The sequence below is a fragment of the Streptomyces sp. B1I3 genome, from assembly GCF_030816615.1.
GTDB lineage: Bacteria > Actinomycetota > Actinomycetes > Streptomycetales > Streptomycetaceae > Streptomyces.
Genome location: NZ_JAUSYD010000001.1, coordinates 1,529,242 through 1,555,292, shown reverse-complemented (window position 1 = coordinate 1,555,292; position 26,051 = coordinate 1,529,242). Strand labels below are relative to the sequence as shown.

Genomic DNA, 26,051 nt, shown 5'->3' with positions numbered 1-26,051 from the left:
TCAGTGGGTGTAGGCCTCCAGTTCGGACAGCTGGCCGGCCGGCCAGCCGGTGTTCGCGGTGAAGGTGAGCCGGAGGTGGCGGACCGGCGTCCCAGGAAGGCTGATGGTGGCGGTGTTCCCGCTCGACGGGTCGAACGTGTATCCCGCCGGTGCCTTCAGCGCGGTGTACGCCGAGTTGTCGGTGCTGCCCGACACCCCGATCGTCTGGGTGCGGGTCGCCCACGCGGCGGCCGGGGGCAGCTTCAGCACCAGCCTCTTCACCGCCTTCGGAGCGCCGAGGTCCACGGTGACGGACTGCGGGAAGGCGTTGTTGCGGCTTTCCCAGTAGCTGTTCGCATTTCCGTCGACGGCGTTGGCCGCCCCGTACACGTCGGCGTGGCTGGTTTCGGTGACCGGACGTCCCTGGGCGAGGTTTCCCGTCTCCTCGGGCGGGTCGGTCGGGTCCGTGGGGTCGGTCGGGTCGGTGGGGCCGGAGCCTCCGGGCACCCCGCCGTTGGTCCATACCGGGTCGGGCCAGACACCGGTGCAGGCGGGCGGGTTCGCGTACCAGCCCGAGTTGCCGGTGCCCTGGGTGATCTGGAAGCCGCTGCCGACACAGTTGTGGATCGGGTTGGGCTGGGCGATGTGCGTGGCGACGACCCTGTTGAACGACGCCGTGCCGGGGGACTGGATCTGCAGGGCGTACGTACCGGCACCGTCGATCTTGATGTTGTCGAAGTGCAGCCCGTTGCTCGCGCCCTCGATCAGGTGGATGGCCGCGTAGGAGCTGTCCAGGATCTCGCTGTCGGTGATGTTGACGGTCGCGTTGCTGATCGGCTCGTTGAGCCCGCTGAACCAGATCGCGCCGACCCCGAAGTGCCAGTTGTAGTCGTTGTTCCCGGTCCGGATCAGCGTGTTGCGTGCCGCGGTGTGCGTGCCCGCCACGGCGGTACCCTGACCGGAGTTGACACCGGGATACCGATTGGCGATGTGCAGGCCGCCGCCGTTGGTGACGGTGTCCGACATGACGTTGTCGGAGATCGTGATGTCCTTGCCGCCGTACGTGACGATGTTGTTGGCCAGGATCGGCAGGATCACGGTGTTGAACGTGAACTTGTTGTTCACGTTCGGTACGTTCTCCGCCCACATGGCCAGCCCGTCGTCCCCTGTGTTGCGGACGAAGGTGTTGGTCACCGTGGAGTTCGTGACGCCGTAGTGGAAGTTCACGCCGTCGGCGGTCTGGTCCAGGATCCGGCTGTTCCTGATGGTGAAGTCGTCCATCGGACCGTCCATCCAGGCGCCGCACTTGGTGTGCTGCATCCAGACGTTGTCGACGACCGAGTGGGACATGGCCCCGCCGATGGCGTTGACCTGGTCGTTGTCCACCCGCTCACGGATGTCGCCGATGACGGCGAAGTCCTTCAGGGTGACGTTGCTGCTGCCGCCCTGCGCCGAGTACTTCCCGTACACCCCGACCGCCTTGCTGCGGTCCGTGGCGTGGCGCCCGGTCAGCACGCTGTACCAGGGGCCGGCACCGCGCAGGGTCACCCGGTCGACGACGATGTGGTCGGTGACCTTGAAGGTGCCCTGCGGGATGTACACCTCCCTGCCCTGGGCGCGGCCCGCATCGACCGCGGCCTGGATCTTCGCGGTGGAGTCCGCGGCGCCCGTCGGGTCGGCGCCGAAGTCGCCCACCACATCCAGTGCTCCCGACGGTCTGCCGACCGGGGCGCCGACCTTCTCGAAGTCCGCCAGGTCGATGGTGAAGGACGGCGAGGTGGCGGTGGAGGTCACCTGGAGCCGCACCTTCGTACCGGCGGCCAGGGTGGAGCCGAACATGGTCCGGGTCTCGTCGTAGAAGTGGTGCGGGTTGGTGTCGCCCGGGTTGTTGTTGAAGGGATAACCCCCGTAGTACCAGCCGTACTTGGAGGTCACCGGCACGCTCTTGAGGGACGAGCCGTTCACCCGCAGGTCGAGGGAGGCGTCCCGGCCGGTTCCGGCGGAGTTGTCCGGGAGCGAGTAGCGGAAGGTCATCGCGTTCGCCGGGGCGGTGAGCGTGAACTCCACGTACTCGCCGGCCGCGTCGAGCGTCACGGCCTGCCGGCCCGACGCCTCCGAGGGCAGCGTGCCGTAGAGGCGTCCGGGCCCGATGAGCGAGCCGTTGGTGGCGGCGTACTCGGCCTCCTGCTCGGTGAACGGAACGGTGGCGCCCCGGCCCGGTATCCCGACGGGCGACGGTGCGGGGACACCGGCGGCCTGGGCCGCGGGGGCGCCGGCCAGTACGACCGCCGCGGCGGTGCCCACGGCGGTGAGGGCCAGGGAGAGGGAGGCGGACAGGGAGCGGCTGAGCAGGCGTCGTCTTCGGTGTGGAGTCACGGGGGACGTCCTTGCGGCTCGTGGGGGCTCTGCGGACGCCCCACAGGCTAGGAGCAACACCGCAAGGAAGTCCACGGTCTGCGCAAGATTTCGTGTTCTACGCTCAAATTCACGACGCGGAGTCGGGAAAATTGAGCTCTTCCCTCCCTGTGCGTGTTCCGTGTCCCGGTATGGGGTGCGTCCGCGTCGTGGAGGGCGCCGGGCCGGGAACGCCGCTGGTGGGAGAGGGCCGGCGCCCGGCCGTCCGTGGCAGGGGCAGGTGGTGTCCGCCGCCGTCCGGCTCACACCCGGGGAGGCGCCGGCCGGAAGCCGGGGCGCCGCCGGCGTGTCCGCGTCCGCTCGCTCGCCCGGGGCGGCCCGCCACGGGAGGCCTGCTCCGGACCGCCGATAGGGGCACCGGAGGCGCGGGACGCCTTCATCGGCGCCGCGGCACGTCCTTGACGAACACGATGCCGTCACTGTCCGCCAGATGGGACGGGTCGAACGGCGCGTAGCCGAACCAGGGGGACACGCGGGGAGCGGGCTGCGATGCGCCGAGGGCCGTGGCCAGTCGCCCGGCGTGGATGACGCAGCGGTCCTCCGGGAGTGCGTAGAGGAGTCCTTCGAGGGTGTCCTGCGGCGGAGTGTCCACCCCCTGGTGACGGATCGTGCCGAGGGCCGTGGCCACGAAGGCGTAGTCCTCACCGAGCCGGGCGCTCACCAGCGCACCGGCGCTCCACCACTCCAGCGGCACCCCGCCCATGTGCATCGTGCTCTTCTCCCGCTGGAGGTGGGAGTTGTGGGCATGCGCGAACACCGGGCCCCGTTCGGCGAGGGCGAGGAGGTTGTGGGCCATCATCTGGTCCCGCAGGCCCACCAGCCGGGTCAGACGGGCCGGGGAGGTGTCCGCCATCCAGTGGTGGTAGCGCAACAGGCCGGTCGCGGTGCGCCCGTACAGACGCGCCCGATCCCGTTCCTCCCGTGAGGTCGCCGTGATCAGGTGCGGCGTCTGCGCGTCGAGCAACGCCACCAGGTCGTCGGCGAGCAACCGCAGTTCCCCGGCTTCGGCCGACTGCCCGACGGACCGGGACGGGTCCGTCATCGCCGCGGGCTCGGTCCACCGGTCGTCCGTGCCGAGCAGGCGCTCGAGCGTTTCGGTGGTGCACGGGAGCAGGTCCGCGTCCACCTGGGCCGAGAGGTGGCCGTGGAGTGCGGTGAGGGCCTGTCCCGGGCTCGCGGCGCCGGTGATCTCCAAGGGGCCGTCGAAGCCGGCGAAGCGGATCCGCTCGGATGCGGGCCGCTCCTCGTTGTGGGCGCGCATCCAGCGCACGAGCTCGCGGTTGGCGGTGGAGGCACCCCAGCCGTGGCTGAATCCGTGCTCCATGACCTCGTCGAGGGTGCCCGTGCCCGAGGTGACGTAGTCGTCCACGATCAGGCCCGTCATGCAGTCGCTCTCGATCGCTATCGTCCCGTAACCCTCCTGTTCGACGAGCTGCCGGAAGAGCTCGTTGCGCAGCTCGAGCAGAGCGTCCTCTCCGTGGGTGGGCTCGCCCAGGGCGAGCAGCCGGGGCCGGGACGGGAGCAGCCTCATGACGGCGGCAGCCTCGACGGCAGAGGTGGTGCGCTTGATGTCAGTAGCCATACCCTCAACGGTATCGTTGAAGACTCGGTTGAGACTTTCCTGCGATACCGTCGGGGCCCATGGGGAAAAAGCTTCAACACGGCGAGAGACTACGGCCGGTCGATCTGGCACGCGCGCACGGGCTGTCCACGCAAGCCGTCAGGAACTACGAGGAGTTCGGCATCCTTCCGGAAGCCGGTCGCACACCCCACGGCTACCGCACCTACACCTCGCTGCACGCGCAAGCCCTGCGCGCGTTCCTCGCCCTGGTGCCCGGCCACGGCCACCGGACGGCGACGTCGATCATGCGGGCCGTGAACCGGGATGCGGTCGACGAGGCGTTCCGCCTCATCGACGAGAGCCATGTCCAGCTCCTCGACGACCGGGGAACCCTCCAGGCCGTCGAGAGCGCCCTGCGCGACCTGGGACCTCTCGCGGCGACCGAGGCCGGGGCGGGATCCGAGCCGGCCGGGGCGGGGTCCGAGCCGGCCGGGGCGGCCGGGCCGGCCGGCACGTTCATCGGGCCACTGGCGGGACAGCTCGGCATCCGGCCCGCGACGCTGCGCGCCTGGGAGCGCGCCGGGCTGGTGAGCCCGCGCCGCGACCCGCGGACCGGGTACCGCGTCTACAGCGCGGCCGACGTACGGGACGCCCGGCTGGCCCACCAGCTCAGGCGCGGCGGTTACCCGCTGGAGCGGATCGCCCCGCTGATCACCCAGGTGCGGGCGGCCGGCGGGCTGGAGCCGCTGGAGGCCGCACTGGGAGACTGGCGCGGCCGGCTGTCCGCCCGTGGGCGGGCGATGCTGACCGGGGCCGCGGAGCTGGGGGCGTACCTGGAGGCGTATCTCCGCGAGCGCGGTTGAGACGTCGGCCACCCCGGTGCGCATGGGGTCACCGAGGGTCGTGTCCCCGGCCGCCCCGCACGGCGCCGGTCGCGTCCCGGGCCGTCCGTCCGGCCCGCACGTCACTTCAAGAAGTGAAGATTGACATGCCCATTGACAGTGCATCCGTCCCGCTGGCTTCATGTGAGCAACGAATGGGAGCGCTCCCAAGATCCTCTGCCTGCCTTACCCCCTGAAAGGCGACGACGGATGAAGTCACCCATGAGAAAGCGGCTGGGCGCGGCCCTCGGCGCGGCCGTGACGGCGACCGCGGTGCTGATGACCCTGTCCGGCCCGACGACCGCCCGGGCGGCGACGGTCGCACCGGCGCCCGTGCCGGTGGCCCCCGCGGCGGCCGCCGACGGCGACGACTGGCTCCACACCGAGGGCAACCGCATCGTCGACGAGCAGGGCAACCGGGTCTGGCTCACCGGCGCCAACTGGTTCGGTTTCAACGCGACCGAGCGGGTCTTCCACGGTCTCTGGTCCGCCAACCTCGACACGATCACACGGCAGATGGCGGAGCGGGGGATCAACATCGTCCGTGTGCCGATCTCCACCCAGCTCCTGCTGGAGTGGAAGAACGGACAGGCGGCCGTCTCCAGCGCCGTCAACACCTGGGCCAACCCGGAGCTCAAGGACAGGACGACCCTGCAGGTGTTCGACGCCTTCCTCGCCGTGGCCAAGAAGTACGGCATCAAGGTGATGCTCGACGTCCACAGTGCGGAGGCCGACAACTCCGGCCATGTGTACCCCGTGTGGTGGAAGGGTGCGATCACCACCGAGCAGTTCTACTCGGCCTGGGAGTGGGTCACCGCCCGTTACCGGAACGACGACACCCTCGTCGCGATGGACATCAAGAACGAGCCGCACGGAAAGCAGTCCGAGAGCCCGCGGGCCAAGTGGGACGGCTCCAGCGACCAGGACAACTTCAAGTACACCTGTGAGACCGCCGGCAAGCGGATCCTCGCCGTCAACCCGAACGTCCTCGTCCTGTGCGAGGGCATCGAGATCTATCCCAAGGACGGTGCGAACTGGTCCTCCACGGCGGCCACGGACTACCACGGGATGTGGTGGGGCGGGAACCTGCGCGGAGCCAGGGACCACCCCGTGAACCTCGGCGCACAGCAGGACCAGTTGGTCTACTCCCCGCACGACTACGGCCCCCTCGTCTACCAGCAGCCCTGGTTCCAGGGCGAGTGGAACCGCAGCACACTGGAACGTGACGTCTGGGGCCCGAACTGGCTCTACCTGCACAAGAACGGCACCGCGCCGCTGTTCATCGGCGAGTGGGGCGGGCACCTCGACAACGGCCCGAACCAGAAGTGGATGACGGCGTTGCGCGACCTGATCGTGGAGAACGGCATCCACCAGACGTTCTGGTGCATCAACCCGAACTCCGGCGACACGGGCGGCCTGCTGGGTTACGACTGGGCGACCTGGGACGAGGCCAAGTACGCGATGCTCAAGCCCGCCCTCTGGCAGTCGGGTGGCAAGTTCGTCGGCCTGGACCACCAGGTCAGGCTCGGCGGCCCGGCGAGCACCACGGGCATCGACCTGACCGACCTCTACGGCGGCTGATCCCTGGCCGCAGCACCACCTGTGACCGTCCCGGGGTGCCGATGAACCCCACCGCCTCGGCGCCCCGGGACTCCACGGAAGAGCCGTTCACCGACCCCGGCCGGCGGACCTCATCGGTCCGTGCCCAGGGCGTTGATGAGGAGCAGGGCGATGTCGTCGCTGCCGGGCGTGAAGCGCTCGGCGTACCGCACCAGGGTGTCGGCGACTTCGTCCATGGTCTGGTCCAGGGCCAGGGCGAAGAGCTCGGCCAGCGCGGCGGTGGCATCGTCGAAGTCGACGCCCGGGGCCTCCACCAGCCCGTCGGTGAACAGGGCGAGTGCCGCGCCGGGCGGGAGCTGGACCTCGGCCGTCGGGTAACGGGACGCCGGGTCGATGCCGAGCAGCAGGCCGGGGGTCAGACCGAGCGCCTCGGTGCGGCCGTCGGGCTGCCGCAGCAGGGGTGGGGGATGGCCCGCGGTCGCCAGAAGGGCGGTGTGCCCCGCCAGATCCAGATGGACGTACAGGCAGCTCGTGAACAGACCCGGATCGAGGTCGGTGAGCAGCCGGTTGGTCCGCGCCAGCACCTCGTCGGGCGGTGCGCCGGCCGAGGCGTGGACGGCGGTGCGGACCTGGCCCATCAGCGCGGCGGCGTTCACGTTGTGGCCCTGTACGTCACCGATGGCCGCCGCCGCCGTCGTGTCGTCCAGCCGGATCAGGTCGTAGAAGTCCCCGCCGATGCCCATTCCCTTGGTGGCCGGGAGATAGCGGGCGGCGACGTCGAGACCGGAGATCGTGGGCAGGGTGTGGGGCAGCAGGTGGGCCTGCAGGCTGTGCGCCAGCCGGTCCTTGGTGTCGTAGAGGCGGGCACGGTCGAGGGCCTGGGCGAGCAGACCCGCGATCGAGGTCAGCAGGGCGCGTTCCTCGGGCTCGAACGTGTGGGGCCGGTCGTAGGCGAGGACCAGCGAGCCGACGGGACGTCCGGAGACGATCAGCGGGAGGAAGGCGCAGGCGGCGACGGCGTCGCGGAGGCCCGCGGCCGGGTAGGCGCGCCGCAGTTCCGCGAAGTCGGCGAAGAAGCCGGGGACGCCGGTCACGAGCACGCGGGCGGCGGGGGTGTCCGCGGTCAGCGGGGCGCCGTCGAAGCGGTCCATCAGCGCCGGATGACTGCCGCGGCGGCCCTCGATCCGCAACCGCCCCTGCGCCGAGGTCAGCACGACGAGGGACTGGATCCGGAAGGCCGGCATGAGCTGGTCACCGGCCAGCTCGATCACGTCCCGGGTGCCTACCGCCTCGGTGAGCGTCGCTGCCAGGTGCATCAGGTGGTACAGGGCGGTCGCCCGGTTCGGTACGGCCGACCTCGGGGGCAGCGGCGGCGGCAGCTCGTCGGCGTGGTCGGGCTGCGTGCCGGGCAGGATGCGGACGCTGAGCCCGGTGGCGTTCGGGAAGAGGTGGAAGGACAGCCACCGGTCCGGTGGCCGCAGAGCGGTGAAGGCCGTCTGCTGGCGGCTGATGACCGCGGCCCGGTAGTTGTCCTCGACGGACGGGTTGTCGAGCCAGGGCAGGGAGACCCAGGGCAGGGTGCCCAGCAGCTCGGAGGCCGGGACTCCCAGGAGAGCCGCGGCGGAGTCGTTGAGGAAGGTGATGGTCCCGTCCAGGGCGAGCGCACAGCTCCCGCCGGGAAGCCGCTCGACGAACTCCACGGCGGCCGCACCCTCGACCGGCCCGGGAGGGCGCGATACCGGTGGTGGCAGTACCCGGGGCTGGCTCCCCGGGCGTACCGGGTAACCGCTGCTCTCGGCCTGCTGCAGGAGCATCCCGATGCCGTGACAGCCGGTGAGGACGGCCTCACGCTCCCCGGGAGGCAGTTCCGGCGGGTGCGAGCCGGGCCACAGCAGCACGAGCCCGCCCCGGTCCGTCGTGCCGGTACGGATCGGTGCGGCGCCCAGCGCGAACTGGTACGGGAGTACGAGCGCGGGGCGCGGATAGCGCCGTGCCAGTTCCTCCTGGCTGCCGAGCCAGATCAGGCTCCTGTGGCGCACGGCGTCGGCCACCGGCATCGGCGAGGTCAGCGGGACCCGGGTCCAGGGGGTGGCCAGCTGGCCGGGCACCCCGGCCAGCACGGTCAGCTGGAGCACGCTCTCGTTCCTCGGAAGCAGGTACAGCATGGCGACCGAGGCGCCGGTCTCCCGCACGACATGGGCCACGGCACTCTCCAGGAGTTCCGTGCCGGAACCCATGGCGGCGGAGGAGGAGGCGGTGTGGTCCGGCACGCCCTCACCCCCTCCCCGGGGCGAGCGCCCGGGTAGCCGGCACGGAATGCGACATATACGGGACGATACGCCCCCTGTGTACGCGGGACACGGAAATGCGCCCGGACGCACGAGGGCCCGGATGCCGGGGAGCATCCGGGCCCTCGTGAAGGTTCTTTCCGAGCGGCTACGGGAGCTGCGCCGCCCTCGCCTCGCGCCGGTTGTCGCGGAAGGTGTTCACCCGCCGCGCCGTGGCGAAGAGCGGGATCACCGCACCCAGGACCACCTGCAGCGCGCAGCCGGTCTGCAGGAGCAGCTGACCGCCGGGGGCGTCGAACGCCCACGCGGCCAGCAGGCCCATCGCGGCCACGATCCAGCTGAGCATCGCAACCGCCAGGACACCCCGCGGCTTCGGGTACTCGACCCGGCTGACCATCAGCCACGCCACTCCGACGATGGCGAGCAGCGTCGGTACGAAGGGCAGCTCCAGGAGCACGATCGAGACGACCGTGAGCGCTCCGAAGGGGCTCGGCATGCCCTGGAACATGCCGTCCTTCAGCGTCACGCAGGAGAATCTGGCGAGCCTGAGCACCACGGCCAGCAGCACCACGATCGCCGCGAGCGCCGACACCCTCTGGTGCGCGTCGTCCGCGACCATCCCGTACACCAGGACGAAGTAGGCCGGGGCCAGCCCGAAGCTGATCAGGTCGGAGAGATTGTCCAGCTCCGCCCCCATCGGCGAGGACCGCAGCTTGCGCGCCACGAGCCCGTCGAAGAGGTCGAACACGGCCGCCATGAGCATGAGGATCACCGCGGTGGCGGCGGAGTGCCGGGCCATGCCCGACTCGTCGCTGCCCGTGAGGTGCGGGATGAGGATCCCCGTGGTGGTGAAGTACACCGCCATGAAGCCGCACGTGGCGTTACCCAGCGTGAGGGTGTCCGCTATCGACAGCCTCATCGACAGGGGCATGTCCTGCGTGCCGTCGGCGTCCTCGTCCTCCGCGGCCTCCGGAACCCAGCCGGCCTGTGTATCAGGATCAATCACGGTCAATTCGAGTCACCCCCGCGGTGGTGGCCTGGCCGACCTCGACCGCGACATCGATACCTTCCGGAAGGTAGATGTCGACGCGCGAGCCGAACCGGATCAGGCCGATGCGTTCGCCCTGCTCCACCTTCGTGCCCTGAGGGAGGTACGGCACGATGCGACGGGCGACCGCTCCTGCGATCTGCACCATCTCGATGTCACCGAGCTCGGTGTCGAAGTGCCAGACAACGCGCTCGTTGTTCTCGCTCTCCTTGTTGAACGCGGGGACGAACCCACCCGGGATGTGCTCCACCGATGTCACGGTGCCGGACAGCGGTGCCCGGTTGACGTGGACATTGAGTGGGCTCATGAAGATCGCGACGCGGGTGCGCCCGTCCTTCCACGGCATGATGCTCTGCACCACGCCGTCGGCCGGCGAGATGACCCGGCCCTGGGTGATCTCGCGCTCGGGGTCGCGGAAGAACCACAGCATGCCCGCCGCGAGCGCGGTGGTGGGCACGGCCACGGCGGCCCAGCGCCCGGACCGGCGGGCCCGGGCGAGGGTGAGTGCCGCGGTGGCGACGGTCGGGAGGAGCCACGGCGATGCTCCGCGCGCAAGGCGGACCCCGCCGCGCGGTGCGGAGGTTTGGCTGTCGGGCATGGATGACCTTCGTAGCGGATGATGCCGCGCTGGCAACGGGGGGACGGCGGCTTTCCGGCGATGCTATCGGGTGCGAGCGGCAACTGGGCAAGCCAGCAGCCGAGTCGGACGGCTGACAGGCTCCCGACGAGGGTGACTCGGTGTGATCTTCTTCGCCACTAAACCACCTCGAAAGGGATAATCAGCCCTGGAGCCGGTACTCCTCGAGGAGCCGGCGACCGATGATCATTTTCTGGATCTCGGCGGTACCTTCACCGATCAGCAGCATCGGGGCCTCGCGGTAGAGGCGCTCGATCTCGTACTCCTTGGAGAAGCCGTAACCGCCGTGGATACGGAAGGCGTCCTCGACGACTTCCTTGCAGTACTCGGAGGCGAGGTACTTCGCCATCCCTGCCTCCAGGTCATTCCGTTCCCCGGAGTCCTTTTTGCGTGCTGCGTTCACCATCATCGCATGGGCCGCTTCGACCTTGGTGGCCATTTCAGCCAGTTTGAACTGGATCGCCTGGTGCTGGGCGATGGCCTTGCCGAAGGTGTGACGCTGCTGGGCGTACGAAACACCCAGTTCGAAGGCACGCTGCGCGACACCGCAGCCACGCGCGGCGACATTCACGCGCCCGACCTCGACGCCGTCCATCATTTGGTAAAAACCCCGGCCGGTCGTGCCGCCCAGTACGCGATTGGCCGGAATGCGTAGTCCGTCCATGATGAGCTCGGTCGTGTCGACGCCCTTGTAGCCCATCTTGTCGATCTTCCCCGGGATGGTGAGACCGGGGCGGACCTCCCCGAAGCCCGCCTCCTTCTCCACCAGGAAGGTCGTCATCGACTTGTGCGGAGCCGTTCCCTCGGGGTGTCCTTCGTCACTCCGGCACAGAACGGCGACCAGCGTGGACGTACCGCCGTTCGTCAGCCACATCTTCTGGCCGTTCAGGACGTACTCGTCACCCTCCCTGACGCCCTTGGACGTGATCGCGGACACGTCGGAGCCGAGCGCCGGCTCGGACATCGAGAACGCTCCGCGGACCTCGCCCAGCGCCATCCGCGGCAGGAACGTGTCCTTCTGCTCCTGCGTGCCGTGCTGCTTGAGCATGTACGCCACGATGAAGTGCGTGTTGATGATGCCGGACACGCTCATCCAGCCGCGGGCGATCTCCTCGACGCACAACGCGTACGTGAGGAGCGACTCGCCCAGACCGCCGTACTCCTCGGGAATCATCAGCCCGAACAGGCCGAGTTCCTTGAGCCCTTCGACGATCTCCGTCGGGTACTCGTCGCGGTGCTCCAGCTGTGTGGCGACAGGAATGATCTCCTTGTCCACGAAGTTCCGGACCGTCGAGAGGATTTCCTGCTGGACATCGGTCAGACCGGCGGTCTGCGCGAGTCGGCTCATGGCTACTTCTCCACGTTCTTGCTCGGCGGCTGATTCAGCTCCGGGCGGCCGGGCTGCTCTCCGCCGCGCTCCTCGATGTACGTCTCGGTGGGGACCATCACCTTGCGGCGGAACACGCAGACCAGCGTGCCGTCCTGCTTGTAGCCCTTCGTCTCCACGTGAACGATGCCGCGGTCGCTCTTGGACCTCGACGGCGTCTTGCCGAGGACGGTCGTCTCGCCGTAGACGGTGTCGCCGTGGAAGGTCGGCGCGACGTGCTTCAGCGACTCCACCTCCAGATTGGCGATCGCCTTTCCGGAGACGTCCGGCACCGACATGCCGAGCAGCAGCGAATAGATGTAGTTGCCCACGACAACGTTCTTCTTGAAATCCGTCGTCTTCTCGGCGTAGTTGCTGTCCATGTGCAGCGGGTGGTGATTCATGGTCAGCAGGCAGAAGAGGTGGTCGTCGTATTCCGTGACCGTCTTGCCGGGCCAGTGCTTGTAGACGGCACCGACCTCGAACTCCTCGTAAGTGCGTCCGAACTGCATGGTCAGGCCTCCGGTGCTTCGAACTTGGAGGTGCGCTGCATGCCGGCCGCGCGGCCCTTGCCCGCGATGACCAGGGCCATCTTGCGGCTGGCCTCGTCGATCATCTCGTCGCCGAGCATCGCCGAGCCCTTCTTGCCGCCCTCCTCGGAGGTGCACCAGTCGTACGCGTCGAGGATGAGCTCGGCGTGGTCGTAGTCCTCCTGCGAGGGCGAGAACACCTCGTTCGCGGCGTCGACCTGACCGGGGTGCAGGACCCACTTGCCGTCGAAGCCCAGCGCGGCGGCACGGCCCGCGACCTCGCGGTACGCGTCCACGTCGCGGATCTGCAGGAACGGGCCGTCGATCGCCTGGAGGTCGTGCGTACGGGCCGCCATCAGGATGCGCATCAGGATGTAGTGGTAGGCGTCCGCCGGGTAGCCGGGCGGCTGCTGGCCCACGACCAGGGTCTTCATGTTGATCGAGGCCATGAAGTCGGCCGGGCCGAAGATCAGCGTCTCCAGGCGGGGCGAAGCGGCGGCGATGTCGTCGATGTTCACCAGGCCCTTGGCGTTCTCGATCTGTGCCTCGATGCCGATCTTCCCGACCTCGAAGCCCATCGTCTTCTCGATCTGCGTGAGCAGCAGGTCCAGCGCGACGACCTGCTGGGCGTCCTGGACCTTCGGCAGCATGATGCAGTCGAGGTTCGGGCCCGCGCCCTCGACGACCGTGATGACGTCGCGGTAGGTCCAGTGCGTCGTCCAGTCGTTGACCCGCACGACCCGGGTCTTGCCCGTCCAGTCGCCGTTGTTCAGCGCGTCGACGATGTGGTGGCGGGCGCCTTCCTTGGCGAGCGGCGCGCAGGCGTCCTCCAGGTCCAGGAAGACCTGGTCGGCCGGCAGGCCCTGGGCCTTCTCGAGGAACCTCGGGTTGGAGCCGGGCACCGCGAGGCAGGAGCGGCGCGGGCGCAGCCGGTTCACGGGGGACGAGGGCGTGGTCATGCGGGGACCTCCAGAGGGTCGAGCTTGTTCGCTTTCCGGATCTCGTCGACGATACGGCCGATGATCTCGGTGATTCCGAAGTCCTTCGGGGTGAAGACCGCGGCGACGCCCACGGCGATCAGGGCTGCGGCGTCCGCCGGGGGAATGATGCCGCCCGCGATCACCGGGATGTCCGGCGCCCCGGCCTCACGCAGCCGGTTCAGCACGTCCGGCACCAGTTCGGCGTGCGAGCCGGACAGGATGGACAGGCCCACGCAGTGCACGTCCTCGGCCAGCGCGGCGTCGGTGATCTGCTCGGGCGTCAGCCTGATCCCCTGGTAGACCACCTCGAAGCCGGCGTCCCTGGCGCGTACGGCGATCTGTTCGGCGCCGTTGGAGTGCCCGTCCAGGCCGGGCTTGCCGACCAGCAGGCGCAGCCGCCCGACGCCGAGGTCCCCGGCGGTGCGGGTCACCTTCTCGCGGACCAGGGCGAGCGGGGTGCCGGGCTCGGCGGTGACGGCGAGCGGCGCGGACGAGACGCCGGTCGGCGCCCGGAACTCGCCGAACACGTCACGCAGGGCCCAGGCCCACTCGCCCGTGGTGACGCCCGCCCGTGCGCACTCGACGGTCGCCTCCATCATGTTCGCGGTTCCGGCGGCGGCCTTCTTCAGAGCGGCCAGCGCCTCGGTCGCGCGCGCCTCGTCGCGGTTGTCGCGCCACTCGTGCAGCGCGGCGACGACCCGGGCCTCGTTCTCGGGGTCCACCGTCATGATCGCCGCGTCCAGGTCGGCGGTCAGCGGATTGGGCTCGGTCGTCTCGTAGATGTTGACACCGACGATCTTCTCCTCGCCGGCCTCGATCCGGGCCCGTCGCGCCGCGTGCGAGGAGACCAGTTCCGACTTGAGGTAGCCGGACTCGACGGCGGCCATCGCGCCGCCCATCTGCTGGATCCGGTCGATCTCGGCCAGCGAATCGGTGACCAGCTCGTCGACCTTGGCCTCGATGACGTGTGAACCCGCGAAGATGTCCTCGTACTCCAGCAGGTCGCTCTCATGGGCGAGCACCTGCTGGATGCGGAGCGACCACTGCTGGTCCCACGGCCGGGGCAGCCCCAGAGCCTCGTTCCAGGCGGGGAGCTGCACCGCGCGGGCGCGGGCGTCCTTGGAGAGGGTGACGGCCAGCATCTCCAGCACGATGCGCTGGACGTTGTTCTCCGGCTGCGCCTCGGTCAGCCCCAGGGAGTTGACCTGCACCCCGTAGCGGAAGCGGCGCTGCTTGGGGTCCGTGATGCCGTAGCGCTCGCGCGTGACCCGGTCCCAGATGCGGCCGAAAGCGCGCATCTTGCACATCTCCTCGACGAAGCGGACGCCCGCGTTCACGAAGAAGGAGATACGGGCCACGACGTCGCCGAACCGCTCCTCGGGCACCTGGCCGGAGTCGCGCACCGCGTCGAGGACCGCTACGGCCGTCGACATGGCGTACGCGATCTCCTGGACCGGTGTGGCCCCCGCCTCCTGCAGGTGGTAACTGCAGATGTTGATCGGGTTCCACTTCGGGATGCGGTTGACCGTGTACGTGATCATGTCGGTCGTCAGCCGCAGCGAAGGGCCCGGCGGGAAGACGTGCGTCCCCCGGGACAGGTACTCCTTCACGATGTCGTTCTGTGTCGTGCCCTGGAGCTTGTCGGGGTCGGCCCCCTGCTCCTCGGCGACCACCTGGTAGAGCGCCAGCAGCCACATCGCGGTGGCGTTGATCGTCATCGAGGTGTTCATCTGCTCCAGGGGGATGTCCTGGAACAGCCGCCGCATGTCACCGAGGTGCGAGACGGGCACGCCGACCCGGCCCACCTCGCCGCGGGCGAGGACGTGGTCGGGGTCGTAACCGGTCTGCGTGGGCAGATCGAAGGCGACCGACAGACCCGTCTGGCCCTTGGCGAGGTTGCGCCGGTAGAGCTCGTTGGACGCCTCGGCGGTCGAGTGACCGGCGTACGTCCGCATGAGCCACGGACGGTCCTTCTGACGTTCGGTCATCGTCGACCTCAGACGTTGCGGAAGCGGTTGATGGCGTCGATGTGCTGTTCGCGGAGTTCCGTGTCGCGCACGCCCATGCCCTCGCGGGGTGCCAGCGCGAGGACGCCGACCTTGCCCTGGTGCAGGTTGCGGTGGACGTCGTACGCGGCCTGGCCGGTGTCCTCGAGGGAGTAGACCTTGGAGAGCGTCGGGTGGATCTTGCCCTTGGCGATCAGCCGGTTGGCCTCCCAGGCCTCGCGGTAGTTGGCGAAGTGCGAGCCGACGATCTTCTTCAGCGACATCCACAGGTAGCGGTTGTCGTACTCGTGGTTGTAGCCGGAGGTGGACGCGCAGGTGACGATCGTGCCGCCCTTGCGGGTCACGTAGACGCTGGCGCCGAAGGTCTCGCGGCCCGGGTGCTCGAAGACGATGTCGACGTCCTCGCCGCCGGTCAGCTCACGGATGCGCTTGCCGAACCTCTTCCACTCGCGCGGGTCCTGGTTGTGCTCGTCCTTCCAGAACTTGTAGTCCTCGGCGTTGCGGTCGATGATCGCGGTCGCGCCCATCTTCCGGCAGATCTCGGCCTTCTGGTCGCTGGAGACGACGCAGATCGGGTTGGCGCCGCCCGCCAGGGCGAACTGCGTGGCGTACGAACCGAGTCCGCCGCTCGCACCCCAGATCAGCACGTTGTCGCCCTGCTTCATGCCCGCGCCGTTGCGCGAGACGAGCTGGCGGTACGCGGTGGAGTTGACCAGGCCCGGAGCCGCGGCCTCCTCCCAGCTGAGGTGCTTCGGCTTGGGCATCAGCTGGTTGGACTTGACGAGCGCGATCTCCGCGAGGCCGCCGAAGTTGGTCTCGAAGCCCCAGATGCGCTGCTCGGGGTCGAGCATCGTGTCGTTGTGGCCGTCGGAGGACTCCAGCTCGACCGAGAGGCAGTGCGCGACGACCTCGTCCCCCGGGTTCCAGGCGTTGACGCCGGGGCCGGTGCGCAGGACGACGCCCGCCAGGTCGGAGCCGATGACGTGGTACGGGAGGTCGTGGCGCTTGCTGAGGTCGCTGAGCCTGCCGTACCGCTCCAGGAAGCCGAAGGTCGAGACCGGCTCGAAGATCGAGGTCCAGACGGAGTTGTAGTTCACGGAGCTGGCCATGACCGCCACCAGGGCCTCGCCCGGGCCGAGCTCGGGCACCGGCACGTCCTCCACGTGGAGGGACTTGCGCGGGTCCTTGTCGCGGCTGTCGACCCCGGCGAACATCTCCGCCTCGTCCTTGTGCACGGTCACCGCGCGGTACGACTCGGGGAGTGACAGGGCCGCGAAGTCCGCAGCGGTGCTGTCGTGCGATTGGATCGCGTCCAGGATTTCCTTCACGGTGATGCCTCCGGCAGATCGGGTCCCCGGCGTCGAGGGAACGCCGGAGGGCCCCTGTGGACAGGGGAGCTGAGCGGTGTGGAGGTGTGCCGTCGGTTCGGCGGGTGGTGCTTCGGCCTGCTCGGTGGAGCAGAAGGGGTTGCCTGTGACGCAGGCGCCCGGGCGCGCAGACACGTGGTTTGCGGGGACAGCCGACGTGCGAGAGGTCTCTGCACGCCGGCCGCCCGGACACCTTCAACGTATGGCACTGCGTGACAGGTGGCAAGGCACCCAGTGCCAACAATTTCTCTCAGTTGTCATCGCGGTGGCACGCATGAGCAACATCATGCGCGGTATGCCGGTTCGGTCCCCCTGTTGTGGTGGCTACGGCGTGGTGCGGTACACGTACGGCGTCGTCGTGCTCAGGGCGGTGAAGCCGAGCCGGCGCAGGATCGGGGCCGACCGGTCGGTCGCGTCCACCTGGAGGTGGCGGTAGCCGCGTTCCGCGGCGGTGCGCGCCCGGTGGGCGACCAGGGCCCGGTAGATGCCCCTGCCCCGCCACCGAGGGGCTGTCCCGCCACCCCACAGCCCGGCGAACCCGGTGCCGGGCGAGAGTTCCATGCGCGCCGAGCTCACCGGCCGGCCGTCCGCCAGGGCCACGACCGCGACGAAGGTGCCGGGGGCATCGGCGAGGCGTGCCAGGGCGCGGTGGCGCAGCCGTGCCCCGTCGCTGCCGAAGGCCGCCTCGTGGGCCCGGACCATCAGCTCCACACCGGCCGCGTCGGCCACCGTGTGCAGCTCGACCCCCTGGGGGAGAGCCGAGGCGGTGGGAAGGTCCGCGACGGGGGCGATCAGCAGGGTTTCCGCGTCCTGTGGGGTGAAACCGGCGGCGAGCAGCCGCCGCCCGAGGTCGCGCGGCCGGTCGTGGGCGTAGCACTTCCACTCGAACTCGTCGTGGCCCAGAGCCGTGTAGTACGCGACCTGCGCGGCGATCGCCGCGTCGGCCGCCGTGGCGTCCATGTCCGGTGCGGACCAGACGACCCCGTTCCAGTCGTCGGCGCCCCCCACCTGGCGCACGAGGGGGCCGTCGCGTTCCACCCGCACCCCCGGGCCGTCCGGGCGTGCGTGCTCCCGCATCTCGTGGTCGAACAGGGCAAGCAGCTCAGCAGGGTCCATGGGCCCACCCGAGCACGCACCCGCCCACCGCACAAACGGGTTTCGCGGCTGCCTGCGTCAAGTCAGGCCCCCGGGGGCAGACGGAAGTGATCTTGGGCTGACCGACGGACGACAGACAGAAGCGCGCACCGACGCGCACACCACAGTGAACAGGGGGCACCGATGGCGATACCGGTCCGCAGGCGCGTTCCGAGGAACGACCGGCCCGCTTTCAGCTTGCGCCGCACGGCGCTCGGCTTCGTTCTCGCCGCCTTGCTGCTCTGCGGCGCCGGGCTGGCCCTGCGGACGGCCTGGCAGAGCGCCCTGCGGCACCCGGCCGTCGCCGTGGCGACGGTGACCGCCCTGGCCGCCGTGACCGCCGCGTTCCTGCGCCGCCGCCACAACCGCAGGGTGGCGGCCAAGGGGGCCGCAGCGGTCGTCGAGGCCGCGTACGACATGGTGGACACGGGGCTCGCGGAGCTCGACGCGGCGGTCCGGGAACCGGAGCCGCGGCCACGCCCGGAGCCGGTCGACTACCTGGACATGGACCCGTACGCCTTCGAGGAGGCGATCGCCGGCCTCTGCAGGCGGGACGGCTGCACGGAGGTCGAGGTCGTCGGCGGCGCCGGTGACCTCGGGGCCGACGTCGTCGCCACCACCCCCGACCGGCGCCGCCTGGTGATCCAGTGCAAGCAGTACGGACCCGACAACAAGGTCGGATCCCAGGACCTGCAGCGCTTCGGCGGCACCTGCTACGCCGTGCACGAGGCGGAGGTCGCCGTCGTCGTCACCACGAGCACGTTCACCGAACCCGCCCTGGAGTACGCCGGACAGTGCGGCATCCTCTGCGTGGACCTGGAGTCCCTGTCTGCGTGGAGCGAGGAGGGCGCGCCTCTGCCCTGGCACGCGGCGGCGGCCGTCCGGCCGTCGGCGGACGCGTAGCAGGGCGGCGCGCTCAGAGCTCCTTCAGCGCCTGCTGGATCGTGCGCATCACCTCGTCGAGCGGCGCGTCGGTACGCGCCACCGCGACCAGCACCTCCCCCTGGGCGGTCACCGTGGCCGCCGGGGCCTTCGTGGTTTCGCCGCCGACCGCCCGCCCGGCCCCGATACCGGAACCGAACGTGTCCCGCACGATCGCGAAGGCGTGGTCCAGCTGCGCCTCCACGTCCCCCTGGCCGTCCGCCCGCAGCCAGCGCCGAAGCACGTGGTTGTGCGCGGTGACGACGGCGGAGGCGGCCACCTCGGCCAGCAGCGGGTCGTCGTTGCCCACGTGGTGGTCACGCTCGTCGAAATGGCCCAGCAGATAGCGGGTGAACAAGCGCTCGTAGCGGGCCACCGACGCGATCTCCGCCTCCCGCAGTGTCGGCACCTCACGGGTCAGCTTGTAGCGGGCCACGGAGACCGCGGGCTTCGCCGCGTACATCTTCATGACTTCCTTGATGCCGCGGCACACGGTGTCGAGCGGGTGCTCGTGCGCGGGTGCCGCGTTGAGGACGGCTTCGGCCCTGACGAGGGTGTCGTCGTGGTCCGGGAAGATCGCCTCCTCCTTGGAACGGAAGTGGCGGAAGAACGTACGCCGGGCCACTCCGGCAGCGCCCGCGATCTCGTCGACCGTCGTCGCCTCGTACCCCTTCGTGGCGAACAGTTCCATCGCCGCGGCGGCCAGTTCGCGGCGCATCTTGAGCCGCTGCGCGGCGGCGCGGGTGCCTGCGGCACTTTCCGGGGCGTCGGACGCGGCGGAGGAACGGGGGGACTTGGCGGGTTGGGACATGGTGTGAACGTAACTCATCCGTGCCGGGGAGTGCGCCTGTGGGGGCGGGTCGTCCGAGGGCCCCAGCAGCCCGCCCCACCCGGCCCCGACGCCGGCGGGGCCGGCGGCAGGCTTCGTGGTGTCGCCTGCCGCCGACTGCTCAGCGGCGGGCATATTCGCGGAAGCCGCGCCCCGTCTTGCGGCCGAGGCAGCCCGCGGCCACCAGATGCTCGAGCAGTGGCGCAGGGGCCAGGCCTGGGTCGCGGAACTCGCTGTGCAGGACCTTCTCGATGGCGAGCGAGACGTCGAGTCCGACCACGTCCAGGAGTTCGAACGGGCCCATCGGGTATCCGCCGCCCAGCTTCATCGCCGCGTCGATGTCGTCGAGCGTCGCGTAGTGCTCCTCGACCATCTTGATCGCGTTGTTGAGGTAGGGGAACAGCAGCGCGTTGACGATGAAGCCGGCCCGGTCGCCGCAGTCCACCGGGTGCTTGCGCACCTTAAGGCAGACCTCGCGGACGGTGGCGTGCACGTCGTCGGCCGTCAGCACCGTGCGCACCACCTCGACCAGCTTCATCGCGGGTGCCGGGTTGAAGAAGTGCATGCCGACGACGTCCTGGGGGCGTGAGGTCACCCGTGCGACCGCCACGACCGGCAGCGAGGACGTCGTGGTGGCCAGCACGGCGCCCGGCTTGCAGACCTTGTCCAGCGTGACGAACAGCTGCTGCTTGATCTCCAGGTCCTCGGCGACCGCCTCGACCGCGAGGTCCACGTCGGCGAGGGCGTCCAGCGAACCGGCCGCCGTGATCCGGGCGAGCGCCTCGTCGCGGGCCGTCTCCGTGAGCCGTCCCTTGGTGACCGAGCGCTCCAGCGACTTCGCGATCCGGGCCTTGGCGGTGTCCGCCTTCTCCTGGCTGCGCGCGGCGAGGACCACGGCGTACCCGGCCTTGGCGAAGACCTCCGCGATGCCCGAGGCCATCGTCCCGGAGCCCGCGACACCCACCGCGGAGACCTCGCGTCCGGCCACCTCGCCCGCACCGGCCGACGGCGTCCGGGCGTCCGGCACCGTGCTCTGGCCGCCCGGGGTGTCGTACGTGTAGAAACCGCGCCCCGCCTTGCGGCCGGTCAGCCCGGCCTCACTGAGCTGCCCGAGCACGGGCGCGGGTGCGTGCAGCCGGTCGTGCGACGCCGCGTACATGGCCTCCAGCACCGTGCGGGCGGTGTCGATGCCGATCAGGTCGAGCAGGGCGAGGGGGCCCATCGGCAGCCCGCAGCCCAGCTTCATCGCGGCGTCGATGTCCTCACGGGAGGCGTAGTTCGCCTCGTACATCGCCGCGGCCTGGTTGAGGTAGCCGAACAGCAGTCCGTCCGCGACGAAACCCGGCCGGTCGCCGACCGCGACCGGCTCCTTGCCCAGCTCACGCGCCAGGCGCGTCACGCTCTCCACGGCCGGCGGCGCGGTCAGCACCGAGGAGACCACCTCGACGAGCTTCATCGCCGGGGCCGGGTTGAAGAAGTGCATGCCCAGAACGCGCTCGGGGTGCTGCGACTCGGCCGCCAGCCGGGTCACGGACAGGGCGTTGGTGCCCGTGGCGAGGATCGCGGTGGGGGAGACGACCGCATCGAGATCCCGGAAGACCTGCTGCTTGATCTCGTACGTCTCCGGCACGACCTCGATGACCAGTTCCGCGTCCGCGGCGGCCTGCAGATCGGTGAACGTACGGAACCGGGCGAGGATGTCGCGCCGCTCCTGCTCGGTGATCCGCTCACGGTTCACGGCCCGCGCGGTGGAGGCCTCCAGGGAGACGACGGCCTGAAGGGCGGCGGCTTCGCTGACGTCGATGCCGATGACCTCGCGGCCCGCACGGGCCAGGACCTCGGCGATGCCGGTTCCCATGGTGCCGAGACCGACGACGGCAATGGTGCTGAGCGGGGTGTCCATCACGGGACTCCAGGGTGAGTGACGGCTGTGAGGAGCACCCGGGCGCGCGGGCCGCTGAGATGAACCGGCGCTCGGCGTGCGGGGGTTGCGTGTCGTGGTGCACGGGTCCCGGGTGCTCGGAAAGCACCGGGACCGGGGAAAGGTGACGGACTCTGTCCCGGAGTCGCGTCTCGCAAAGCTGCCGAACCGACAAGCACTCCGGGTGGCTGCGTCACCAGGCCACCGGAGCCGGCGGGAGGGTGTCCCGCTCACATGAGGTTAACCGGCGGGTAACGAGCGCGCCAGCCCTGGCGGTCTGTGCGCTGGCACACACTTCTCCATCCCCGCCGTGCGGCACTGTCCGTATGCGGCGGTAAACTGTGCGTCATGGACGAGGAGTTCCGCTCGCTGACCGACCGGCTCCGGGGCGAGGCGGAAGAGTCGGCGGCCTTTCACCAACTGCTCGCCACCGAGGACGCCGAGGAGCTCGCCCGCGTCCTCGTCGAGCGCGAACGCCCCCTCTGGGCCCATGAGCTCGCGGCGTTCCGGCTCGGCTGCCGGGGCGACCGCCGGGCCTTCGAGGCGCTGGTCCTGCTGCTCAACCACCGCGACCCCGAGCGCTGCGTCTCGTCCGCCCACGCGCTGCTGCTCCTCGGCGACCCCCGGACCCCCAGGGCCGCGGCGGCACTCGCCACGAACACGCTGCGGACGGCCTACGCCCTGCACCCGGTGCGGCTGCTCACCGCCCTGCGGGCTCCGGAATCCGTGCCTGCCCTCGTCAGCACCCTGCGGGGCCTGCTGGCGCCGCAGGAGCCGCACTGGCGCGTCGCGCTCGCCTGCGTCGAAGGGCTCGGAAGCCTGGGTGACGGGGCGGCCCGCCCGGTCCTGGAGGCGGCGCTGCCCCACCCGCGCCTCGCTGCGGCGGCGGCAGCGGCCCTCAGCCGGCTGCCGGTGCGCTGAGCGCCGGCGGTACAGGCAGTGACTCCGCGTAACGCCGGGGCGTACGCGGGAGTGGGCCGTGTCGTCCACGACCCCTTCCGGCGTACGCCCCGGAGGAGGGCTGCCGTACGTCTCAGCCGCGGAAGCCGAGCAGCCCGTGCAGCGTGCTGCCCTTCGTGTCCGAGCCGGTCTTCGCGGCCGTCAGTGGCTGCGGGTCGGGCTGGGCGTCGCAGACCGCGTCGGCCCCGTTTCCGCCGGCCCTCGGGACGGTGCCGTCGGTGAGGTAGTCCACCAGGTAGGCGTCCAGACAGCTGTTGCCGCTCAGGCTGATGCCGTGGTTGCCGCCGCCCTGCTCGACGACCAGGCCGGAACCCCTGAGCTCGCCGTGCATGGCGACGCCGCCCTCGTACGGGGTGGCCGCGTCATCGGTGGCCTGGAGCAGTAGCGCCGGCGGGATCCTGTGGTTGGTGACCCGGACCGGAGTCAGCGGCTCCACCGGCCAGGTGGCACAGGGGGCGTTGTACCAGGTGTTGTTCCATGTCATGAAGGGTGCCTTGCGGTGCGCCTGCCAGGTGTCGTTGCGCCAGGTGCTCCAGGTCCGGGGCCAGGCCGCGTCGCGGCACTGCACGGCCGTGTACACCGAGTAACCGTTGTCGCCGGAGGAGTCCACCTCGCCGAAGTTCTCGTACGCGGCGGCGAGCGCGTCCTCGTCCTTGCCGTTCACGTACGCCGCGAACGCCTCGGCGAGGTGGGGCCAGTAGCCGTCGTAGTAGCCGCCGGGCAGGAAGGTGTCCTCCAGTTCGCCCGGACCGACCTTGCCGGCCGCGGGGTGCTTCTTCACGGCGTCGCGCATCCGGTACCAGGCGGCTTCCACCTCTGCCGGGTCGGTGCCGAGCCGGTAGGTCGCGTCGTTCTTCGCCACCCACGCGGCGAACGCCTTGTGGCGGGCGTCGAACGCGTAGTCCTGGCCCAGGTTGTCCTCGTACCAGACGCCCCGGGGGTCGACGATCGAGTCGAGCACCAGGCGCCGCACGTGCTCCGGGAACAGCTTGGCGTACACCGCGCCGAGGTAGGTGCCGTAGGAGTAGCCGAAATAGTTGATCCGCTGCGCGCCGAGGGCCCGGCGGATGACGTCGAGGTCCTTGGCGGCGCTCACGGTGTCCATGAACGGCAGCAGGTCGCCGTGGGTCCTGCCGCAGGCGGCGGCGAAGGCGGCCGCCCGGTCGCGGTTGGTCTTCTCGGCCGCGTAGGAGTCCGGCACGGTGTCGGGGCGCACCGGGTCGAAGTGCTTCGGCGCGCAGTCCAGGGCGGGGGTGCTCCTCCCGACCCCGCGCGGGTCGAACCCGATCACGTCGTACTGCGCGGCGAGCTTCTCGGGCAGCGAGGACGCCACGAAGCCCGCCATCGAGAGTCCACTCCCGCCGGGGCCGCCCGGGTTGACCAGCAGTGGGCCCTGTGACGTCTTCGCCGTGTGGGGGATCCGGGAGAGGGCGAGGGTGACCTGGCGGCCTGACGGCATGTCATGGTCCAGCGGCGCGCGGACGGTCGAGCACTGGAGGGTGGGATACGCCTGCGTCGCGCAGGCGGTCCACTTCGGCGGCGCGGCAGCCCGAGGGGGCTGCTGTGCGGTGGACGGTGCCGCGGTGACCAGCCCGGCGAGGGTGGCACCGACTGCGACCAGAATGCCTGCACGTTTCGTCATACGGCCTCCCGTGGTGGGGATCGGGGCTGTGAGGGGTACAGCCACGGCCGCATGCTCCCCGCATCCGGGTGCGGAGGGACAGATTCCGGCAAGAGTTGACCCGTTTGGTCAACAGGCGGTGGTGCGGTCAGAGCAGGGTCAGCTGGGTGGGCCCGGGCTCGTCCGGCAGGGCGGCCGCCTCCTCGCGCACGGCGATCCGGCGGGAGTCGCCCCGGTGCGCGGGGCCGATCCCGAACTCGGCGGCCAGTTCGTGCACGCGGCGCGTGATGCGGCGCTGGTACCAGGTGGGCGCGTACGCCTCGCCCGCGTACATCCGCTCGTACCGCCGCACCAGGTGCGGGTGGTGCTGCCCGAGCCACCGCATGTACCACTCGCGGGCGCCGGGCCGCAGGTGCAGCACCAGGGGGGTCACCGAGGCGGCACCGGCCTCGGCGACGGCCCGGACCGTCGCGCGCAGCTGGTCGGGGCCGTCGCCGAGGAAGGGGATGACCGGCGCCATGAGCACCGAGCATTCGATGCCGTGGTCGGCCAGGGTGCGGACGACGTCGAGCCGGCGCTCGGGGGAGGGGGTGCCCGGTTCGACGGTGCGCCACAGCTCGCGGTCGGTGAAGCCCACGGAGACGGAGATGCCGACCTCGGTGACCTCGGCCGCCCGTCGCAGCAGGTCCAGGTCACGCAGGATCAGGGTGCCCTTCGTGAGGATCGAGAAGGGGTTCGCGTGGTCGCGCAGCGCCGAGATGATGCCGGGCATCGGGCGGTAGCGGCCTTCGGCCCGTTGGACACTGGCGTTTTTCTGATCATGGAATGTCCAGGATTCGCAGTGGCCGGGTGGCGTCGCGGGCGTTTCGCCTGAGGGCGGCGGTGATGCCGTGGCGGCCGGCGAGGCGGAGGGCTCCGATGGCGAGGTTGCGCCAGGTGGCCATGGCGCGGAGCGCGTTGCCCGTCCGAAGCTGTGAGGCGTCCTCGGCGAAGGTGGTGTCTCTGACGTGGTGCGGTGCTTCGACCGACCAGTGCCCACGGATCAAGGAGGCGAGCTGGGCGGGGGTGGCCTGTTCGGCATTCAGGCTGGTGACCGCGTACACGGTCTTGATGCTGATTTTCCCGGTCTTGCGGTCCACCCGGCGGCGCTTGAGCTCGATGGCCTGGGCAGCCCCGGGAAAGAGCAGTCCGGCGACGGTGCAGACCTTGAGCCGCCGGATCCTTCCTCGTCCGTGTATGTGAATATTAATCAGGTTGTAGACCGAACGCCAGGGAGCGGACCGGCCGCTGTCAACCGGGACCACCGCCCCGGCCGTCCTCGTCGCGGAGATCAGCGCCGACGTGTCGCAGGACGGGCACCTTCTTCATGAGGTGACGCCCAGTCACTGACTTTGAAAGCGCCGTGCAACACCGAGGCCTGATCCGCCGGACACCCCTGGGCCCACAGACCCTGCCCGTACCGCGCACCCGGAGAGGGGTGCCGCGCGGCGCGGGCAGGACGACGAGGCCGCGGCGGCTGTGCGATGCCAGTTCGGTGGTGAAGCACCCCGGGGACCGTCTCCTGAACCTGAAGGAGACGCCCTCACCCGGGGCCGATCGCCGCCGCCGCAGTCCCTGTCACCCTGAGTAATACCTTTGCGTCACCCCTGAATGAGGGCGCGGAGTACGGATACGGTCCCGTACTCCGCGCCCTTTCGGCATGCCCGCGCCCGGGTCCGGCCGCTCTCACCACGCGCCCCGCCCGGTGGCCGGAATCCGTATAGACCGCATACAGAGTCTGCCCAGAGGTCTGCGTGCAGTATGGGCGGCGCACCGCATGAGAAGCACGGCTATTCGCTCCCCGCCACCTCACCAGGTACGAGGCCGGAGACCGCCTGACCTGCAGCTCATTCTCCGCCTCTACCGTTCTGGCACACACCTGGCCCCGTACGTCCGGGCTGTGTGCGGCGCGATCCCCCTTCGTCCTCCCTCCTTCCTCAGCGCGACAGACGGCTACCCGCACGACACGTACGGCACGGCACAGGCATCAGGTGAATTTAAGGGGAAG

19 protein-coding genes and 1 pseudogene are annotated in these 26,051 nt (G+C 70.2%); 4 read left to right on the top strand and 16 right to left on the bottom strand.

What is annotated here, in order from left to right:
* Window positions 1-2,355 carry a discoidin domain-containing protein gene (locus QFZ58_RS07245; RefSeq protein ID WP_307124085.1) on the bottom strand — a complete coding sequence of 785 codons (2,355 nt, stop codon included), beginning with the start codon at window positions 2,353-2,355 and terminating at the stop codon, window positions 1-3.
* A gap of 415 nt (window positions 2,356-2,770) precedes the next feature.
* Window positions 2,771-3,976 carry an erythromycin esterase family protein gene (locus QFZ58_RS07240; protein ID WP_307124084.1) on the bottom strand — a complete coding sequence of 402 codons (1,206 nt, stop codon included), beginning with the start codon at window positions 3,974-3,976 and terminating at the stop codon, window positions 2,771-2,773.
* 59 nt (window positions 3,977-4,035) lie between these two features.
* On the opposite strand from QFZ58_RS07240, the gene QFZ58_RS07235 reads away from it, so the two are divergent.
* Complete coding sequence (locus QFZ58_RS07235; RefSeq protein ID WP_307124083.1) at window positions 4,036-4,818, top strand: TioE family transcriptional regulator; 783 nt, start codon at window positions 4,036-4,038, stop codon at window positions 4,816-4,818.
* Between the two features lie 240 nt (window positions 4,819-5,058).
* The gene (locus QFZ58_RS07230) at window positions 5,059-6,417 is read left to right on the top strand and encodes a glycoside hydrolase family 5 protein (RefSeq protein WP_307124082.1); all 1,359 of its coding nucleotides are present in this window, start codon (window positions 5,059-5,061) and stop codon (window positions 6,415-6,417) included.
* A 110-nt stretch (window positions 6,418-6,527) separates the two neighbouring features.
* Here QFZ58_RS07230 and QFZ58_RS07225 read toward each other — a convergent pair whose 3' ends face one another.
* The 9 genes from QFZ58_RS07225 to QFZ58_RS07185 all read right to left on the bottom strand — a co-directional run bounded on the left by QFZ58_RS07225 (window position 6,528) and on the right by QFZ58_RS07185 (window position 17,734).
* Complete coding sequence (locus QFZ58_RS07225; RefSeq protein ID WP_307128791.1) at window positions 6,528-8,633, bottom strand: SpoIIE family protein phosphatase; 2,106 nt, start codon at window positions 8,631-8,633, stop codon at window positions 6,528-6,530.
* A gap of 199 nt (window positions 8,634-8,832) precedes the next feature.
* Window positions 8,833-9,696, bottom strand: coding sequence for a CDP-diacylglycerol--serine O-phosphatidyltransferase (pssA, locus tag QFZ58_RS07220; protein ID WP_307124081.1), 864 nt, complete (start codon window positions 9,694-9,696; stop codon window positions 8,833-8,835).
* Window positions 9,683-10,330, bottom strand: coding sequence for a phosphatidylserine decarboxylase (locus QFZ58_RS07215; protein ID WP_307124080.1), 648 nt, complete (start codon window positions 10,328-10,330; stop codon window positions 9,683-9,685). Before QFZ58_RS07215 ends, pssA begins: the two co-directional genes overlap by 14 nt.
* Window positions 10,331-10,511: 181 nt before the next feature.
* Window positions 10,512-11,717 carry an acyl-CoA dehydrogenase family protein gene (locus tag QFZ58_RS07210; RefSeq protein WP_307124079.1) on the bottom strand — a complete coding sequence of 402 codons (1,206 nt, stop codon included), beginning with the start codon at window positions 11,715-11,717 and terminating at the stop codon, window positions 10,512-10,514.
* A 2-nt stretch (window positions 11,718-11,719) separates the two neighbouring features.
* Window positions 11,720-12,247, bottom strand: coding sequence for a MaoC family dehydratase (locus QFZ58_RS07205; RefSeq protein WP_307124078.1), 528 nt, complete (start codon window positions 12,245-12,247; stop codon window positions 11,720-11,722).
* A 2-nt stretch (window positions 12,248-12,249) separates the two neighbouring features.
* Window positions 12,250-13,224 (bottom strand): CoA ester lyase, encoded by a 975-nt coding sequence (locus tag QFZ58_RS07200; RefSeq protein WP_307124077.1) that lies wholly within the window; start codon window positions 13,222-13,224, stop codon window positions 12,250-12,252.
* Window positions 13,221-15,233, bottom strand: a complete 2,013-nt coding sequence (locus QFZ58_RS07195) for a protein meaA (RefSeq protein WP_307124076.1) — start codon at window positions 15,231-15,233, stop codon at window positions 13,221-13,223. Before QFZ58_RS07195 ends, QFZ58_RS07200 begins: the two co-directional genes overlap by 4 nt.
* An 8-nt stretch (window positions 15,234-15,241) precedes the next feature.
* Window positions 15,242-16,579, bottom strand: a complete 1,338-nt coding sequence (gene ccrA / locus QFZ58_RS07190) for a crotonyl-CoA carboxylase/reductase (protein WP_307124075.1) — start codon at window positions 16,577-16,579, stop codon at window positions 15,242-15,244.
* A gap of 363 nt (window positions 16,580-16,942) precedes the next feature.
* Complete coding sequence (locus tag QFZ58_RS07185; protein WP_307124074.1) at window positions 16,943-17,734, bottom strand: GNAT family N-acetyltransferase; 792 nt, start codon at window positions 17,732-17,734, stop codon at window positions 16,943-16,945.
* 162 nt (window positions 17,735-17,896) lie between these two features.
* Here QFZ58_RS07185 and QFZ58_RS07180 point away from each other — a divergent pair, with 162 nt between their 5' ends.
* Window positions 17,897-18,655 (top strand): restriction endonuclease, encoded by a 759-nt coding sequence (locus QFZ58_RS07180; RefSeq protein ID WP_307124073.1) that lies wholly within the window; start codon window positions 17,897-17,899, stop codon window positions 18,653-18,655.
* Window positions 18,656-18,668: 13 nt separating this feature from the next.
* Here QFZ58_RS07180 and QFZ58_RS07175 read toward each other — a convergent pair whose 3' ends face one another.
* Window positions 18,669-19,484 (bottom strand): TetR family transcriptional regulator, encoded by an 816-nt coding sequence (locus QFZ58_RS07175; protein WP_307124072.1) that lies wholly within the window; start codon window positions 19,482-19,484, stop codon window positions 18,669-18,671.
* A 139-nt stretch (window positions 19,485-19,623) separates the two neighbouring features.
* Window positions 19,624-21,405: a 3-hydroxyacyl-CoA dehydrogenase family protein gene (locus QFZ58_RS07170; RefSeq protein WP_307124071.1), complete on the bottom strand. Its 1,782-nt coding sequence runs from the start codon at window positions 21,403-21,405 to the stop codon at window positions 19,624-19,626.
* 366 nt (window positions 21,406-21,771) lie between these two features.
* Between QFZ58_RS07170 and QFZ58_RS07165 the strand changes: the two genes are divergently transcribed.
* The gene (locus QFZ58_RS07165; protein WP_307124070.1) at window positions 21,772-22,344 is read left to right on the top strand and encodes an adenylosuccinate lyase; all 573 of its coding nucleotides are present in this window, start codon (window positions 21,772-21,774) and stop codon (window positions 22,342-22,344) included.
* Window positions 22,345-22,456: 112 nt separating this feature from the next.
* On the opposite strand, the gene QFZ58_RS07160 is transcribed toward QFZ58_RS07165, so the two are convergent.
* The 3 genes and pseudogenes from QFZ58_RS07160 to QFZ58_RS07150 all read right to left on the bottom strand — a co-directional run bounded on the left by QFZ58_RS07160 (window position 22,457) and on the right by QFZ58_RS07150 (window position 25,308).
* Complete coding sequence (locus QFZ58_RS07160; protein ID WP_307124069.1) at window positions 22,457-24,025, bottom strand: alpha/beta hydrolase; 1,569 nt, start codon at window positions 24,023-24,025, stop codon at window positions 22,457-22,459.
* A 127-nt stretch (window positions 24,026-24,152) separates the two neighbouring features.
* Window positions 24,153-24,803: pseudogene (locus tag QFZ58_RS07155) on the bottom strand (radical SAM protein); the annotation flags it as partial.
* A gap of 19 nt (window positions 24,804-24,822) precedes the next feature.
* Window positions 24,823-25,308 carry a transposase gene (locus tag QFZ58_RS07150; protein ID WP_307124068.1) on the bottom strand — a complete coding sequence of 162 codons (486 nt, stop codon included), beginning with the start codon at window positions 25,306-25,308 and terminating at the stop codon, window positions 24,823-24,825.
* Between the last annotated feature and the right edge of the window lie 743 nt (window positions 25,309-26,051).

Excerpts from the sequence above, each read along its gene's own strand:
- QFZ58_RS07240 (WP_307124084.1), bottom strand. The coding sequence starts at position 3,976 with ATGGCTACTGACATCAAGCGCACCACCTCTGCCGTCGAGGCTGCCGCC.
- QFZ58_RS07235 (WP_307124083.1), top strand. The coding sequence starts at position 4,036 with ATGGGGAAAAAGCTTCAACACGGCGAGAGACTACGGCCGGTCGATCTG.
- QFZ58_RS07230 (WP_307124082.1), top strand. The coding sequence starts at position 5,059 with ATGAGAAAGCGGCTGGGCGCGGCCCTCGGCGCGGCCGTGACGGCGACC.
- QFZ58_RS07225 (WP_307128791.1), bottom strand. The coding sequence starts at position 8,633 with ATGGGTTCCGGCACGGAACTCCTGGAGAGTGCCGTGGCCCATGTCGTG.
- QFZ58_RS07215 (WP_307124080.1), bottom strand. The coding sequence starts at position 10,330 with ATGCCCGACAGCCAAACCTCCGCACCGCGCGGCGGGGTCCGCCTTGCG.
- QFZ58_RS07210 (WP_307124079.1), bottom strand. The coding sequence starts at position 11,717 with ATGAGCCGACTCGCGCAGACCGCCGGTCTGACCGATGTCCAGCAGGAA.
- QFZ58_RS07205 (WP_307124078.1), bottom strand. The coding sequence starts at position 12,247 with ATGCAGTTCGGACGCACTTACGAGGAGTTCGAGGTCGGTGCCGTCTAC.
- QFZ58_RS07200 (WP_307124077.1), bottom strand. The coding sequence starts at position 13,224 with ATGACCACGCCCTCGTCCCCCGTGAACCGGCTGCGCCCGCGCCGCTCC.
- QFZ58_RS07195 (WP_307124076.1), bottom strand. The coding sequence starts at position 15,233 with ATGACCGAACGTCAGAAGGACCGTCCGTGGCTCATGCGGACGTACGCC.
- QFZ58_RS07185 (WP_307124074.1), bottom strand. The coding sequence starts at position 17,734 with ATGGACCCTGCTGAGCTGCTTGCCCTGTTCGACCACGAGATGCGGGAG.
- QFZ58_RS07180 (WP_307124073.1), top strand. The coding sequence starts at position 17,897 with ATGGCGATACCGGTCCGCAGGCGCGTTCCGAGGAACGACCGGCCCGCT.
- QFZ58_RS07175 (WP_307124072.1), bottom strand. The coding sequence starts at position 19,484 with ATGTCCCAACCCGCCAAGTCCCCCCGTTCCTCCGCCGCGTCCGACGCC.
- QFZ58_RS07170 (WP_307124071.1), bottom strand. The coding sequence starts at position 21,405 with ATGGACACCCCGCTCAGCACCATTGCCGTCGTCGGTCTCGGCACCATG.
- QFZ58_RS07165 (WP_307124070.1), top strand. The coding sequence starts at position 21,772 with ATGGACGAGGAGTTCCGCTCGCTGACCGACCGGCTCCGGGGCGAGGCG.
- QFZ58_RS07160 (WP_307124069.1), bottom strand. The coding sequence starts at position 24,025 with ATGACGAAACGTGCAGGCATTCTGGTCGCAGTCGGTGCCACCCTCGCC.